This window comes from Faecalibacterium langellae (genome assembly GCF_002549775.1).
In the GTDB taxonomy this organism is placed as follows: Bacteria; Bacillota; Clostridia; order Oscillospirales; family Ruminococcaceae; genus Faecalibacterium; species Faecalibacterium langellae.
Map to the genome: position 1 here is coordinate 67,269 of NZ_NMTR01000004.1, position 13,513 is coordinate 80,781.

Below are 13,513 nucleotides of genomic sequence, written 5' to 3' on the forward strand. Positions count from 1 at the left end.
GGCAGATTTCAAAAAATAAGTACAGCAAAGCTGAGCATCTGTGAAAAAGCAGGTGCTCAGCTTTTTGAATTTTCAGTTTGGAAAAATTCTACTCTTTTTGAGAGGAAAAAGATGGGATTTTCGCTTTCCGCGTTGCAATTTGGAAAAGAACTTCTGGAGGTCAAAAGCGAGGCAAAGGAGAAAGAGTTCTGTTGAAATGTTGGTCTTTCCCCGCATCAGGAAGCGTTTGAATTTACGATTGCTCTTGAGCACGCCGAATGCCCCCTCTACCTGAATGGATCGATTCATCCGGAGAAGCGCTCCTTTCTCGGAAAGAAGATAGGCAACCCCTTTTGGGGAAGTCTATCTCATTTTTTCGTGGGGGCTATTTTGCAACAGCATCTATGATTTATCCCCGTGCATCCTGCCGGGTGGTGCTGAAATAGGCCTTGGGGGTCATGCCGTACTCCTTTTTGAAGGCGCGGAAAAAGTGGTTGTAGCCCCCAAAGCCGCTTGTTTTGTAGACCTCGGTGATGGGCAGCCCCTGCTCGATCAGGGTGCAGCAGCGGTCCAGCCGGGCTTTTACGATGTAGCGGTGCACCGTCTGCCCGGTCTGCCGCTTGAACTCCCGGGCGATATGCTCCCGGGAAACAAAAAATTCCTTTTCCAGCCGTTCCAGTGTCAGCTCCTCGGTGAGGTGGGCCTGGATAAAAAGGAACACCTCGTCCAGCATCAGGTGATGGCGGCTGACCGCAGCGGTATGGAACTCGGCATGGATGCAGGCGCGCAGCGCCAGCACAACAAACATCTGCAGGATGCCGTGTTCAAAGACGGCTGCGCCAAACTGCGTTTTTTCCTGCGGCAGAACGATCATTTTACGGGCGAGATTTTTGAGCAGCATATAGATCTGGCTGTCCGGGCGGACGGCTACCTGATGGAACGGCACCACGTTGAAGCTCTTTTCCAGGTCGGTGTCCGCATCCGATAAAAGCGCCAGCGCCTCCGGGGAGAGCTGTACCCGGATAAGCTCCAGCGGGCCGTATGCACCGGGGTATTCCAGCCTGCCGCCCCGCCCGGGCTTGAAGATGATCAGGTTCTGCTGCTGCGCGGGCAGTACAGCATCGGGACAGCGGAAGATGCCATTGCCGCGCATGACGAGAAACAGGTCATAATAAGCACCCGAAAAGTATTCCCGGACGGCGCTTTCGTTAAAAACATAACGTGTTGCTGTATAATTCACAAAAAATCCTCCTTGGAAACTGTCATGCGTAACAGTTTGTTGTACACAACAGAGCAGTACAACTGTTATAATTGCATAATACATCAATTTAAGATAGTTTTCAATCATTTTTTGGATATGTATTGATGGAAAATTAACGTATAATGCAGACAGAGAGAAGAGACTTGCGAAAAAAGTCTCGTGGTGTCATTCGTTTTTTAAAAGGAGGATAAAAACTCAATGGACCAGAAAAAGACCGTCCGCCCCTTCTCCATGAAGGACAAGATCGGCTATACGCTGGGCGATCTGGGCTGCTGCTTCACCGAGCAGTACCGTGCCATGTATCTGTCGATCTTCTACACCCTGATCCTGCAGGTCAACCCCTTCCACGTGGGTATCCTGCTGCTGATCACCAAGATCTGGGACGCCGTGAACGACCCCATCATCGGCGCCATCGTGGACTCCCGCAAGGCCACCAAGGGCGGCAAGTTCATCCCGTGGATCCGCGCCTTCTCCTTCCCCATGGCAGTGCTGTGCATCCTTGGCTTTGTCAATGTGGGCAATATCAACTACGGCCTGCGTCTGGCCTACATGTTCGTCACCTACGTTCTGTACGAGGCGCTGTACACCTGCGTCAACGTGCCCTTCGGCACCCTGTCCAGCGTGATGACCGATGATGTCAGCCAGCGCACCGCACTGTCCCGCTACCGCAGCCTTGGCGGCACCATCTTCATGACCGTCATGGTCATGATCGGCCCCCTGTTCCTGTATGTGAACAACCAGCCCGTGGCCGGCCGCTTCCTGATGCTGGCCTGCATCTGCGCTCTGCTGGGCCTGCTGTGCCTGCAGATCACCTGCGTGTGGTGCAAGGAGCGCGTGGAAGTGCCCGAGCGTCCGCAGGGCGAAAAGCTGAACTACCTGCACGTCCTCAAGGAGATCTCTCACAACAAGGCTCTGCTGGGCGTTATGTTCTTCAGCCTGACCGGCATGATCGGTGCTTCCGTGGTCAACGGCCTGAACACCTACCTGTACAAGGACTTCTTCGGCAACGTCAAGATCCAGGCAATTTCCGGTATGCTGAGCGTGCTGTACGCTGTGCTGTCCTTTGCCATCACCCAGCCTCTTGCCAACAAGTTCGGCAAGAAGGAGTGGTGCTGCATGGGCGCTGGCTTTGCCGCCATCGTGTTCGGCATCCTGTTCTTCTTCCCCGTCCACAACCCTGTGGCCTTCATCGTCATCAACGGTATCTGCTATCTGGGCGCTTCCGGTATGCAGGTGCTGATCTGGGCTATGGTCAACGACGCCATCGACTACCATGAGCTGCAGACCGGTGAGCGCAACGAGGGCATCGTTTACTCCACCTACTCCTTCTTCCGCAAGCTTGCAAGCGCCATTTCCGGCAGCCTGTCCAGCTTTGTGCTGGGTGCCATCGGCTATAACGTGACCGTCGGCGCTGTGCAGACCGCAGGCGTTGTGAACGCCATCTGGAAGAGCTACACCGGCATCTACTTCCTGGGCTACGGCATTGCAGTTGCCATCCTGTTCTTCGTCTACCCCCTGACCAAGCAGAAGACTGCTGAGATGCTGACCGAGCTGAAGGCTCGCCGCGCCGCAAAGGAGAGCAAGTAAACCATGAAGATCTTACAGGTTCAGTTTAAAAACCGCAATGGCCACACCCTGCGTGGCATCGTGACCCTGCCCGATACCGAGGGCAAGGTGCCCTTTGTGGTGCATCTGCACGGCTTTGCCGGCAGCTGCAGCGGCTACAAGTCCATGTACACCCACCTGTCCCGCGCTCTGGCAGCGCAGGGCATCGGCAGCGCCCGGTTCGATTTCTACGGCAACGGCGAGAGCGACGGCGAGTTCGAGGATATGAGCTTCGACGGCCTGCACACCGATGCACAGGATATCTTTGCATGGGCCGCTGAGCAGCCCTATGTGGACAGCGAAAAGCTGTTCCTCTCCGGCCAGAGCATGGGCGGCTACATTGCCGCCTCCTGCGCACCGGTCATCCAGCCCCACGGCCTGATTTTGCTGTGCCCGGGCGCCGGGATGTGGTTTGGCTGCGCACAGCGCGCCGACGGCGTTGTGCAGACCGGCAAGGACTACACCGACATGGAGGGTCTGTGCTACAAGATGGCCTTTAACTACGAGATGGCCAAGCACCCCGACCCCTTTACCGAGGCCAAGGGCTACAACGGCCCGGTGCTGCTGCTGCGCGCCGACGATGACCGTCTGGTGGACGAGGGCACCTGCAGCCGTTACGCACAGGTGTACACCGCACCCGAGGTGGACACCATTGCAGGCGGCGGCCACAACTTTGCCACGCTGGCAGCCCGTGCCGCCGTGGAGGAAAAGACCGCAGCATTCATCAAAGCAAATCTGTAAAGCAAAGCATATCTGCAAGGAGGCTTTTATATGCAAAACGTAATTCTGCAGCCCATCGAGGTGGGCGGACAGACCTTTAAAAACCGCATCATGTTCCCCCCGCTGACCACCGGCTACGAGAAAAACGGCATGATCAGTGAGCAGGACATGGGCTTCTACACCCGTCTGGCAAAGGGCGGCGTGGGCTACATCGTTCTGGGCGATGTGGCACCCATCAACAGCTTTTCTCCCACCCCCAAGCTGTTTGACGACAGCCAGATCCCTGCCTTCAAGGCACTGGCCGACAGCGTACACGCCTACGGCACCAAGCTGGGCGTCCAGCTCTTCCACCCGGAGTACGACGTGGACGCCATCAACAGCCTGTTCATGCAGAAGAAGTTTGACGAAATGCGTCAGCGCCTGCATCACGACATGATGTTCTTCACCGATGAGGTCAGCGAGGAGATGCTCATGGCCATCATCGATAAGATGTGCGCCTGCGCAGTGCGTGCCCAGAAGGCCGGTGTGGACGTGATCCAGATCCACGGCGACCGCCTGAACGGCTGCCTGTGCTCCACCCGCATGAACCACCGCACCGATAAGTTCGGCGGCAGTCTGGAGAACCGCGTCCGCTTTGCCCGCATGCTGACCCGCGCCATCCGCAAGGCTGTGCCGGATATGGTCATCGACTACAAGCTGTCCATCGTCACCCCGCAGCGCGGCAAGGGCGGCATTGACGAAGCCGACGCCGTGCAGTTTGCCCAGTGGCTGGTAGAGGACGGCGTGGATATGCTCCACGTTGCGCAGGCCAACCACACCGGCAACATGGCCGACACCATTCCTCCCATGGGCGTGCAGCCCTACGGCTTCTTCGTCAAAATCGCCGGGGACATCAAAAAGGCCGTCAATGTGCCGGTCAGCGCCGTGGGTCGTATCGTGGACGCCGACATGGCTGCGCGTGTCATCGAGAGCGGCATGGCCGATATCGTTGCCATGGGCCGTCCGCTGCTGGCAGACCCCGATTGGGGCGCAAAGATTGCTGCCGGCAAGGCCTGCGATATCCGCCGCTGCATCAGCTGCAACAAGGGCTGCACCGATGCCATCCAGAACCGTCAGTTCCTCTCCTGCGTGCTGAACGCGGAGAACGGCTACGAGAACACCCGCAGCATCCAGCCCGCAGCGCAGAAAAAGAAGATCGCCGTCCTCGGCGGCGGCCCTGCCGGTCTGGAAGCCGCCCGTGTGGCAGCGCTGCGCGGCCATGACGTGACCCTGTTTGAAAAGACCACCACTCTGGGCGGTCAGCTGAACATTGCCTGCGTACCTCCCCGCAAGGAGGAGATGCGCCGTGCCGCACAGGATCTGATCCATGCTGTCTGCAACGCAGGTGTGCACCTGTGCATGGGTCAGACCCGCACTGCAGAGCAGCTGAAGGACGCCGGTTTCGAGGCCGTCATCAATGCTGTGGGCGCACACAGCGCTGCACCCCGCATCCCCGGCATTGACAGCGTGAACGTGGCCGATGCATGGAAGGTTCTGGCCGGTGAGCAGCAGGTGTACGGCACGGTTGCCGTCATCGGCGGCGGCATGGTGGGCTGCGAGACCGCAGAGTATCTGGCTGCCCGCGGCTGCAAGGTGTCCGTTATCGAGATGATGGACAAGATCGCCGCAGGCGAGAGCACCACCATTCTGCCCACCCTGCTGGAAAACTATAAGACCTACGGCGTGGAGCAGTACCCCAGCCACAAGGTCAAGGAGTTCCGCATGGACGCCGTCGTCTGCGAGAACAAGGACGGCGCAGAGGTGACCATCCCCTGCGATCACATCGTGCTGGCCATGGGCGCACGTTCCAACGTGTTTGACGCTGCCGAACTGGAAGCTGCCGGTATCCCGGTATATGCCGTCGGCGATGCCGCCGGTAAGGCAGCGGACATCTCCAACGCCATCCGCACCGGCTACGATACCGCCTGCCAGCTGTAAAGCGGAAAATATGGTTTTATTTGTGGGACTGTTGCAAAATAGCTCTCTGAAAAAATAATGCACAAAATCCGGAACCTTTTCAGGGCCAAAACGGCTCAAAAAGAGTTCCGGATTTCTAATTTTATGCTATTTCTTTGTGCAAGTTGCTATCGCGTTTTTATTTTGCAACAGCCCCTTTTTGATGAGAACTTTATGCGGTTCTTTTGGTTCGGAACTGTGTATAAATGGGATGGATAAAATGAGCAGGCACACTATATGCGTTTGTTAAACGCTGGTAGTGTTTAATTTTTTGCGTGGAATCGTGAAAATGAGACCTGTGAAAAACGTGGAAAATTTGATATGTTTGCGCTGCAAACTAAGACATATTGATGTTTTTGAAACGAGTTTATAGTGAAATATGTGTAATTCGAGTGCAGATATTCATTCTTATGAGTTTGTTGTGTGAATTTGTCACGTTCCGCCGCAAAAAAGGACCTGACGGAAAAAATACTCTGTGGTAATTTATGAGCAAATTCGCTTTTGTGAAATAAAGTCGAATTTGAATCCGCATGCATTATCCTGGTATGCGGAAAAGGAGAAAGCATCTTTATCGCAGGGAGGATTGCAAACAAAACCCAGTTCCTCCGCCCAAACCGCTGTGTAGCAGCAGAAAGGACGACCGAATATGAGTTATGACAAAGTGCAAGTCGGCAACAGAATCCGCGGAAGCCGCCTCGAAAAAAGCTGGACGCAGGAACGGCTTGCAGCAGAAGCTGAAATTTCAGTGCAGCAGCTTCGAGCATTGGAAAAAGGACAGCGCAATTTGGGTGTAGACCACTTGGGACGCCTGTCGGATGCAATGGGAGTCAGCAGTGATTTCCTGCTGAAAGGTTGTTCTGAAAACAGTACATTGGTTTGCAAGATGCTGGATGACCTCAAGAAAAAATTGCAGCCGTCAGAGTAAATCGCAGAAAAATGAGCGGTTTTGTTGCTGAAACAGTATGTTTTAGTGCTTTACAGTGATGAAAACACTTGCTATAATATCGCCATGGCGCAAGTTTCAGTTGCGCAAGAGGGAAAATTGCCTGAAATGCATGAAAGGCTGATAATACTCCGTGAGCTGCTCACAAGAGCAGCTCCATCGAGTCGCGGTCATTGTGCATTTTCAAGCTGAAAACAGGCCGGGACTCGGAAAAGGAGTCTCGGCCTGTTTGTGTTTTCGGCGCAAAGGAAAGGATTGAACAATGCGATTTGATGCAAAAGAATTCGGCGGACGTATCCGCGATTTGCGGAAAAAGAAGGGGATTACACAGGAACAGTTGAGTATAATGCTGAACGTTAGTGCGAACCATCTTGCAAAAGTTGAAACGGGAAGCCGCTGCTGCTCGATTGAGTTGCTGCAGGATCTTTCGTCCTGCCTGAATGTCAGAACGGACTATCTGCTGAACGAAGATGCACCGCATAACAACCATCTGAGGGAAAGACTGACGTTTCTTGCACAGGAATTAGAAAAGATTACGGCGGACCTCCCGGTATGGGGATAGGAAAAAGCAGAATCCTCTTTTTCAATGCCCAAAAGCGTGGTAGAATAGGGAAAAGATTCAGTATCTGAAAAACGGAGCGCGCAACAATGAAGATTCTGGTCAGCGCCTGCCTGCTGGGCGAAAACTGCAAATACAGCGGCGGAAACAATTACAATCAGGCGGTCTGTGATTTTGCGCGGGGGCATCAGGTGGTTCCGGTCTGCCCGGAGGTGCTGGGCGGCCTGCCCACACCGCGGTGCCCGGCGGAAATCATGCAGGGCGTTGTCACGAACAAAGAGGGCATCAATGTGGACCGGGAGTTCCGAGCGGGCGCAGCCAAGGCCCTTGCCATCGCAAAAGAAAATGGGGTGGAGCTTGCCATCCTGCAATCCCGCAGCCCCAGCTGCGGCGTGAAGGAAATTTACGATGGAACGTTTTCCGGGACAAAGATTCCCGGACAGGGTGTTTTTGCCAAGATGCTGATGGACGAAGGCATCCGTGTTCTGGATGCCGGGGAATTGCCTAAAATTATCTTGAAAAATGAGGACGGAAAATGTCAATCAGACTGATTTGCAGCGATATTGACGGTACGCTGCTGCAATACGGCAGGAAAGAGCTGGAAGGCGAGATCTTTGAACAGATACGGGAGCTGCATCGGCGCGGTATTTTGTTCTGCCCGGCATCCGGCCGGCAGTATACCAGCCTGCGCAAGCTCTTTGCACCGGTGGCGGACTGCTGTGTGTTTCTCTGCGAAAACGGCGGCGTGATCTATAAGGACGAACAGTGCATCGCCAAGAATCCGATGCCGCGTGCATTGGCCGAAGAAATCGCCAACGACCTGTGGACCCGCAGCGACGGGCAGGGCGAAGTGATGCTTTCCGGCCAGAATACTGCATACCTGATGGAGCGGGGTCTGGGAATGCTCAAGCGTATTCAGTTCATCGGGAACAATTATCAAATCATCCATGACCCTTCCGAGGTGCCGGAGGAGATCACAAAAGTATCGGTGTATCTGCACGAAGGCGTAGAATCTTACACGGAACGGTTTGTCCCACGATGGAAAGAGGCGAACTGCGCTGTGGCAGGGCCGTACTGGATCGACACCACCTTTGCCAACAAGGGCATTGGTGTGAGCAGCATCTGCAAAACTCTGGACATCGACCTTGCCGATGTGATGGCTTTTGGCGACAATTATAACGATGTGTCGATGCTGGACATTGTGGGTGTGCCCTACATTATGGATGGTGCCGCCGCACCGCTGCGGGAAAAGTACCCGAATCATACACCCCGCCCAGAGGATGTGCTGCGGGAGTTCTTGAAGCAAGCGTAAATTTGGAACGCGCACGTTCCAAATTTGAAATGATACGATACAAGCTGCACGGCCTTGTTGGAAGAACTGCGCTGACAGGAGAATTTTATGACAGAGCGTTATTGTGAAGGTGAACGGTTTGCTGACCTGTCGTTCACCGAGGAGACTTTTGAGGACTGCGACTTTACCGACTGTGTGTTTGTGGATTGCTCCTTTACCAAATGCGAACTGGATCATACCACGCTGAATGAGTGCAAATTCGTGCGGTGTGAGATCACAGGTCTGCGCAGCACTCATTCTTCGGTGCAGTCGCTGGATTTTGAGGACTGCCGCCTGCAGGAGATCGAGTGGGCACCGCTGCTGTCCAATGGTGCCTTCCCGGACCCCATCCACACCCTGAAGGATTGCAGCCTGAAATACAATACCTTTACCGAAATGAACTTCAACCGCTTTGATTTTTCAAACGGCAACGAAATTGTCGGCTCAATGTTTGCCAAATGCGAGATGCAGCTGGCGAATTTCAAGGGCGTGGAACTTCACGAAACGGAATTCTACCAGTGTGATCTGCGCAAGGCGGATTTCCGGGATGCTACAGGCTATAAGGTGGACATTCTGGGCAGCCGCCTGAAGGATGCAAAGTTTTCCCTGCCGGAAGCGGTGAATCTGCTGGCAGATTTGAAGATCAAACTGTCGTAAGAAGGAGAAAAAATGCGTCAACTCATCATTGCACGAAAAGATCTGCAGATGTCTCCCGGTAAGCTGGCGGCGCAGTGCTGCCACGCTTCGCTGGCGTTCCTCACCGACCCCATCGGCATGGGACAGGGCGTGGAACCTATCGAGAAAGACGGAGAAATTACCGGCTATCGGGCAGAAATCATGTTGGATAAGGCAACTTACGAAGAGTGGTTCGATGGCTCTTTTACCAAAACGATCTGCGGGGCGAAGAACCGCAATCAGCTGCTGAAAGCAAAAATAATTGCCGAGGAATTGGGCCTTGTGGAAAACAAAGACTTCTTCCTCATCCGGGATGCCTGCCACACCGAGCTGGAGCCGGAAGAATTTGATGAAAACGGCGAGGGTATGACCCTGACCTGCATCGGTTTCCGCCCGCTGCCGGATGAAATTGCACATCAGATCAGCCATAAATTTCATTTGTATTGATTCCTGATTTACGGAATACGAAAGAAAGTCCCGGCCATTCTCCTGTGACATACAGGAAAATGGTCGGGATATTTTGCTTTTTATTGAAGATTCATCCACGCCGCCAGTGCATCCGCTGTTTGCTGCTGCTGCTCCTCGGCGGAAATGGCGGGTGTGCCGTCACCCTTCTGCGCACCGTAACTGCCGAACCCGGCGTGACAGCCGCCGTCAATGACCGTTTCAGTGGTGTCCTGCGGGAGGTTTGCACGGTCGGCTTCGTACTTCTCACGGTTCAGCACGCCGTCCTCGCTGACATAAATGCCGAATGCAATGCAGACGGCCAGCAAAACAGCCAGCAGGCAGAGGGAAAACCTGCGGGGAAACGATTTTTTCTTCTGGTTCTTCATAGAACTCCTTTATTTTATAAGCATTTTCCACAGTCACTGCAGCCGTTGCAGATCAGTTTGCTGCCACAGGTCTCGCAGTTTGCGCGGAAATGCGGCACATATAAATCCTCTTGTGGGATAGGGTAGCCCCAGTCGTCCACGAGGTCAAAATGGATGGGCCTTCCCTGAAAGTTCATACCGGACTTATAGGCCATCCGGCTTTGCAGCTGCTTGTTTGGCAGGTGGTAGCGCCTGCCGTCCTTGATGAACACGGTGCCGGTCTCGATAAAGCAGAAGGTCACATTGGCATCCACGCATTCCTGCCGGAGAGACTTGACCCAATCAAAATTGCAGGGGCGGGCACCATCATAGTTTTCGCCGCCGCAGATGACCTGTTCGATCTGCCCGGCGGCAAGGTACTGCCGGATGCTTACTGGCCCGATGAAGGGCGCGCACATGATGCCCTTATGTTTGAAGGGCAGGTCAAACAGGATGGGGATGCGCTCATCGGCGCGGCGCTGGTTTTCGCAGGTGACGTTGAAAAAGATGTTGTCCCATCCGCTGCCCCAGTCCGGCGGCAGGCACTCCCGCACCCGCTGCGGACGCTTGGTGAGCAGGAAAAACACCACATCGCTGCGCTGGCGCATGATGTCCCACGCCTCAGCCCGCCACGGGTCGGCTTCTTCCAAGAAGAAATCCGAGGTCATGCAGACCCGGATCTGCTCGCCGCTCTGAATCTTATAGTGTCCGGTGCGGTCTTTCTGGAGCGGGTAGGAAAAGCCGTTTTTTGTTTTGTAAATTTCGGCCCCGTTCTGGTCCCGCATCCGGTCAAGAAAATACATGTAGCAGTTCTGGCAGCCCTCGCTGCACTTGACGCAGCCGTGCCATGGATTCCAGATGTCGTGCAGGAAGCTCACCTTCTTTCGGTACCTATTATTATAATAGCTGCGCGGACAGGAAACAAGAGTACCCCTTGCACCGCCCTGCCGGATGTGATAGGATGAAGAAAACCATGTGAGGGAGGAACTACCATGCCGTTTCTGATGATCCGCAACGACATCACCAAAGTGGCAGCGGATGCCATTGTCAACCCGGCCAACCGGAACCTTTTGCAGGGCAGCGGCACCAGCCGCGCCATCTATCAGGCGGCAGGGGAGCAGGAGTTGACCGCCGCCTGTGAAGCCATCGGCCGTTGCGAGTTGGGCAGGGCCGTGTGTACCCCGGCATTCGGGCTGTCGGCAAAGTACGTTTTCCATGCAGTCTGCCCGGCGTGGCACGGCGGCGGGTTCGGCGAAGTTGAACAATTAGCCGGTGCCTACCACTCCGCATTGGAATTAGCCGCAGAGTACCACTGCGAAAGCGTGGCTTTCCCGCTGCTGTCCAGCGGAAACTATGGCTACCCGAAAGAGCAGGCCTTCCGCATTGCGGTGGACACCATCACACAGTACGTCATGGAGCACGACCTGACCGTGTATCTGGTGCTTTACGACCGGGATTCGCTGGCCGTGAGCCGGAAGCTGTTCGCCTCGGTGGAGGAGTACATCGACGACCACTATGTAGCACAGAACGATGAAAGCTACGGATTTGGCCGTCGGCGCAGGGAATTGTCAGAACGGCGAAGGCTGCTGGAAGAAGATGCCTCCTTGCCGATGCTGGGGGCAGTTCCGGCACCCGCCGCGGCACCCATGGCGGCCCGCAGTCTGGAAAGCCTGATGGACAACCTCGGCGAGAGCTTCACCACCCGGCTGCTGCGGCTTATAGACGAGCGCGGGCTGAAGGATTCCACCGTGTACAAGCAGTCCAATATTTCCCGGCAGCATTTTTCCAAAATCCAGTGCAACCGGGACTACAACCCCAAAAAGAAGACCGTGCTTGCCTTTGCGGTGGGGCTGCACCTTTCCGAGGACGAAACCATCGACCTGCTCAAGAGCGCGGGCTATGCCTTTTCGGATGGCTCCAAGCGGGACTGGATCGTGCGGTACTGTCTGGAACACAAAATCTATAACATCAATCAGGTCAATACGCTATTGTTTAAATACGATCAGGAACAGCTGGGCGCGTGATTTGTCGCCTGCCCGTTGACCTTTTGCCCTCCGGTTTGTGGTATCCTTTTGCCAACGAAAGCGATACACCACAAAACGGAGGGCATTTATTATGAAGAAAAATCTTACCGAGCTTGTTTTCATTCTGGACCGCAGCGGTTCCATGGGCGGGCTGGAGCAGGACACCATCGGCGGGTTCAATGCTATGCTGACCCGGCAGAAGGAGCAGGAGGGCGAGGCCAATGTGACCACGATCCTGTTCGACCATGAGGTGCAGCTGCTGCACGACCGTTTTCCGCTGAAGGCTGTTGCGCCGCTGACCGAAAAGGACTATTACGTCCGGGGCTGCACGGCCCTGCTGGATGCCATTGGTTACGGCGTGGAGAAGATAGTGAACATTCAGCGCCATCTGCCGGAGAGTGAGCGTGCCGAAAAGGTCATCTTTGTCATTACCACGGACGGGCTGGAAAACGCCAGCAAACGGTTTAGCTATGAGAAGATCCGCCGGATGATCGAGCGGGAAAAAGAGCAGTACGGCTGGGAGTTCCTGTTCCTCGGTGCTAACATGGACGCCGTGAAGGAAGCTGCCCGCTTCGGCATCTCGTCCGACCGGGCTGTGCGGTTTGAGAATGACGCACAGGGCGTGGCGGTCAACTACCACGTTGTCAGCGAGACAGTCTCCCGGATGCGGGAAGCACCCTGCTGCGCGTCCATCGGCGCAGAGTGGAAAGAACAAATCGAAGCTGATTTCCAGAAGCGGCATCATAGGTAAGGGAGGAAACAGCCATGTTAGGAGCAATCTTGGGTGACATCGTGGGCAGTCCCTATGAATTTGACCACAACAATTACAAGCACAAGGATTTTCCGCTGCTGAGCGAGAAATCGCACTTCACCGATGATACGGTCATGACCGTTGCGGTGGCACGGGGATTGATTGCAGGTAAGGGCATCCCGGAGAGAACATTTGAAGAAACAAAGAGCGAGCTGCGCATTTGGGGAGAAACATACCCTCATGCCGGTTACGGCGGGATGTTCCGTCGGTGGCTGCACACAGAAAATCCGAAGCCCTATGGCAGTTTCGGCAACGGCTCGGCTATGCGGGTGTCAGCAGCGGGCTGGCTGTTCGATACGCTGGACAAAACGCTGGAAATGGCAAAAGTGACCGCTGAAGTCACCCACAACCACCCGGAGGGCATTAAAGGTGCGCAGGCCACGGCGGCAGCAATTTTTCTGGCCCGTACCGGCTACAGCAAGCCGGAAATCAAACAATATGTGGAGCAGACCTTCGGCTATGACCTGAACCGCACCTGCGATGTGATACGCCCGACCTATCATCATGTGGAAACCTGTCAGGAAACTGTGCCGGAAGCCATCATTGCATTTCTGGAAAGCGTCAGTTTTGAGGATGCACTTCGCAATGCGGTCTCTCTGGGCGGCGACAGCGACACCCTTGCCTGCATCACCGGCGGCATTGCCGAAGCTTTTTACGAGATGCCGCAGGAACTGCGGGACGAGACTTTGAAACGTCTGCCGGAGGATATCCGGGAAGGATATGAGCTGTTTCGGTGGAACATCGGCCAGAGATAAGACAT

Annotated in this window: 15 protein-coding genes and 1 pseudogene; 12 read left to right on the top strand and 4 right to left on the bottom strand. The window is 54.9% G+C overall.

Features of this window, described 5'->3' with window-relative positions; genetic code table 11:
• Nucleotides 1–72: 72 nt before the first annotated feature.
• A pseudogene (locus CGS49_RS14530) lies at nucleotides 73–306 on the bottom strand (transposase); the annotation flags it as partial.
• A gap of 82 nt (nucleotides 307–388) precedes the next feature.
• A complete protein-coding gene (locus CGS49_RS01625; RefSeq protein WP_242975304.1) occupies nucleotides 389–1,219 on the bottom strand; it encodes a helix-turn-helix domain-containing protein in 831 nt (276 codons plus the stop codon).
• Nucleotides 1,220–1,438: 219 nt separating this feature from the next.
• Between CGS49_RS01625 and CGS49_RS01630 the strand changes: the two genes are divergently transcribed.
• The 9 genes from CGS49_RS01630 (at nucleotide 1,439) to CGS49_RS01670 (ending at nucleotide 9,514) form a co-directional block, all read left to right on the top strand.
• The gene (locus CGS49_RS01630; protein ID WP_097800210.1) at nucleotides 1,439–2,827 is read left to right on the top strand and encodes an MFS transporter; all 1,389 of its coding nucleotides are present in this window, start codon (nucleotides 1,439–1,441) and stop codon (nucleotides 2,825–2,827) included.
• A gap of 3 nt (nucleotides 2,828–2,830) precedes the next feature.
• Entirely contained in the window at nucleotides 2,831–3,586 is a 756-nt protein-coding gene (locus CGS49_RS01635; RefSeq protein WP_097800211.1) for an alpha/beta hydrolase family protein, read from the top strand.
• Nucleotides 3,587–3,616: 30 nt separating this feature from the next.
• Nucleotides 3,617–5,542: a bilirubin reductase, long form gene (gene bilR, locus CGS49_RS01640; protein WP_097800212.1), complete on the top strand. Its 1,926-nt coding sequence runs from the start codon at nucleotides 3,617–3,619 to the stop codon at nucleotides 5,540–5,542.
• Nucleotides 5,543–6,206: 664 nt separating this feature from the next.
• Nucleotides 6,207–6,485 (top strand): helix-turn-helix domain-containing protein, encoded by a 279-nt coding sequence (locus CGS49_RS01645; RefSeq protein WP_097800213.1) that lies wholly within the window; start codon nucleotides 6,207–6,209, stop codon nucleotides 6,483–6,485.
• Between the two features lie 280 nt (nucleotides 6,486–6,765).
• Nucleotides 6,766–7,065, top strand: coding sequence for a helix-turn-helix domain-containing protein (locus tag CGS49_RS01650; RefSeq protein WP_097800214.1), 300 nt, complete (start codon nucleotides 6,766–6,768; stop codon nucleotides 7,063–7,065).
• Nucleotides 7,066–7,151: 86 nt separating this feature from the next.
• Entirely contained in the window at nucleotides 7,152–7,613 is a 462-nt protein-coding gene (locus CGS49_RS01655; protein ID WP_097800215.1) for a 2-thiouracil desulfurase family protein, read from the top strand.
• The gene (locus tag CGS49_RS01660; protein ID WP_097800216.1) at nucleotides 7,598–8,374 is read left to right on the top strand and encodes an HAD hydrolase family protein; all 777 of its coding nucleotides are present in this window, start codon (nucleotides 7,598–7,600) and stop codon (nucleotides 8,372–8,374) included. The genes CGS49_RS01655 and CGS49_RS01660 overlap by 16 nt, the downstream gene beginning before the upstream one ends.
• An 87-nt stretch (nucleotides 8,375–8,461) precedes the next feature.
• Nucleotides 8,462–9,049, top strand: coding sequence for a pentapeptide repeat-containing protein (locus tag CGS49_RS01665; RefSeq protein ID WP_097800217.1), 588 nt, complete (start codon nucleotides 8,462–8,464; stop codon nucleotides 9,047–9,049).
• 12 nt (nucleotides 9,050–9,061) lie between these two features.
• On the top strand, nucleotides 9,062–9,514 hold the full coding sequence (locus CGS49_RS01670) for an aminoacyl-tRNA hydrolase (RefSeq protein WP_097800218.1): 453 nt from the start codon (nucleotides 9,062–9,064) through the stop codon (nucleotides 9,512–9,514).
• An 80-nt stretch (nucleotides 9,515–9,594) separates the two neighbouring features.
• Here CGS49_RS01670 and CGS49_RS01675 read toward each other — a convergent pair whose 3' ends face one another.
• On the bottom strand, nucleotides 9,595–9,900 hold the full coding sequence (locus tag CGS49_RS01675; protein ID WP_242975306.1) for an alpha/beta hydrolase: 306 nt from the start codon (nucleotides 9,898–9,900) through the stop codon (nucleotides 9,595–9,597).
• A 14-nt stretch (nucleotides 9,901–9,914) separates the two neighbouring features.
• Complete coding sequence (locus tag CGS49_RS01680; RefSeq protein ID WP_343215850.1) at nucleotides 9,915–10,796, bottom strand: DUF5131 family protein; 882 nt, start codon at nucleotides 10,794–10,796, stop codon at nucleotides 9,915–9,917.
• Nucleotides 10,797–10,910: 114 nt separating this feature from the next.
• On the opposite strand from CGS49_RS01680, the gene CGS49_RS01685 reads away from it, so the two are divergent.
• From CGS49_RS01685 to CGS49_RS01695, 3 genes are all read left to right on the top strand, one after another.
• Nucleotides 10,911–11,942 carry a macro domain-containing protein gene (locus CGS49_RS01685; RefSeq protein ID WP_097800219.1) on the top strand — a complete coding sequence of 344 codons (1,032 nt, stop codon included), beginning with the start codon at nucleotides 10,911–10,913 and terminating at the stop codon, nucleotides 11,940–11,942.
• Between the two features lie 91 nt (nucleotides 11,943–12,033).
• Nucleotides 12,034–12,693, top strand: a complete 660-nt coding sequence (locus CGS49_RS01690) for a vWA domain-containing protein (RefSeq protein WP_097800220.1) — start codon at nucleotides 12,034–12,036, stop codon at nucleotides 12,691–12,693.
• 14 nt (nucleotides 12,694–12,707) lie between these two features.
• Nucleotides 12,708–13,508 (top strand): ADP-ribosylglycohydrolase family protein, encoded by an 801-nt coding sequence (locus CGS49_RS01695; protein WP_097800221.1) that lies wholly within the window; start codon nucleotides 12,708–12,710, stop codon nucleotides 13,506–13,508.
• Nucleotides 13,509–13,513 lie beyond the last annotated feature (5 nt).

Coding starts and splice junctions, on each gene's coding strand:
- CGS49_RS01630 (WP_097800210.1), top strand. CDS start 1,439: ATGGACCAGAAAAAGACCGTCCGCCCCTTCTCCATGAAGGACAAGATC.
- CGS49_RS01635 (WP_097800211.1), top strand. CDS start 2,831: ATGAAGATCTTACAGGTTCAGTTTAAAAACCGCAATGGCCACACCCTG.
- bilR (WP_097800212.1), top strand. CDS start 3,617: ATGCAAAACGTAATTCTGCAGCCCATCGAGGTGGGCGGACAGACCTTT.
- CGS49_RS01645 (WP_097800213.1), top strand. CDS start 6,207: ATGAGTTATGACAAAGTGCAAGTCGGCAACAGAATCCGCGGAAGCCGC.
- CGS49_RS01650 (WP_097800214.1), top strand. CDS start 6,766: ATGCGATTTGATGCAAAAGAATTCGGCGGACGTATCCGCGATTTGCGG.
- CGS49_RS01655 (WP_097800215.1), top strand. CDS start 7,152: ATGAAGATTCTGGTCAGCGCCTGCCTGCTGGGCGAAAACTGCAAATAC.
- CGS49_RS01660 (WP_097800216.1), top strand. CDS start 7,598: ATGTCAATCAGACTGATTTGCAGCGATATTGACGGTACGCTGCTGCAA.
- CGS49_RS01665 (WP_097800217.1), top strand. CDS start 8,462: ATGACAGAGCGTTATTGTGAAGGTGAACGGTTTGCTGACCTGTCGTTC.
- CGS49_RS01670 (WP_097800218.1), top strand. CDS start 9,062: ATGCGTCAACTCATCATTGCACGAAAAGATCTGCAGATGTCTCCCGGT.
- CGS49_RS01675 (WP_242975306.1), bottom strand. CDS start 9,900: ATGAAGAACCAGAAGAAAAAATCGTTTCCCCGCAGGTTTTCCCTCTGC.
- CGS49_RS01685 (WP_097800219.1), top strand. CDS start 10,911: ATGCCGTTTCTGATGATCCGCAACGACATCACCAAAGTGGCAGCGGAT.
- CGS49_RS01690 (WP_097800220.1), top strand. CDS start 12,034: ATGAAGAAAAATCTTACCGAGCTTGTTTTCATTCTGGACCGCAGCGGT.
- CGS49_RS01695 (WP_097800221.1), top strand. CDS start 12,708: ATGTTAGGAGCAATCTTGGGTGACATCGTGGGCAGTCCCTATGAATTT.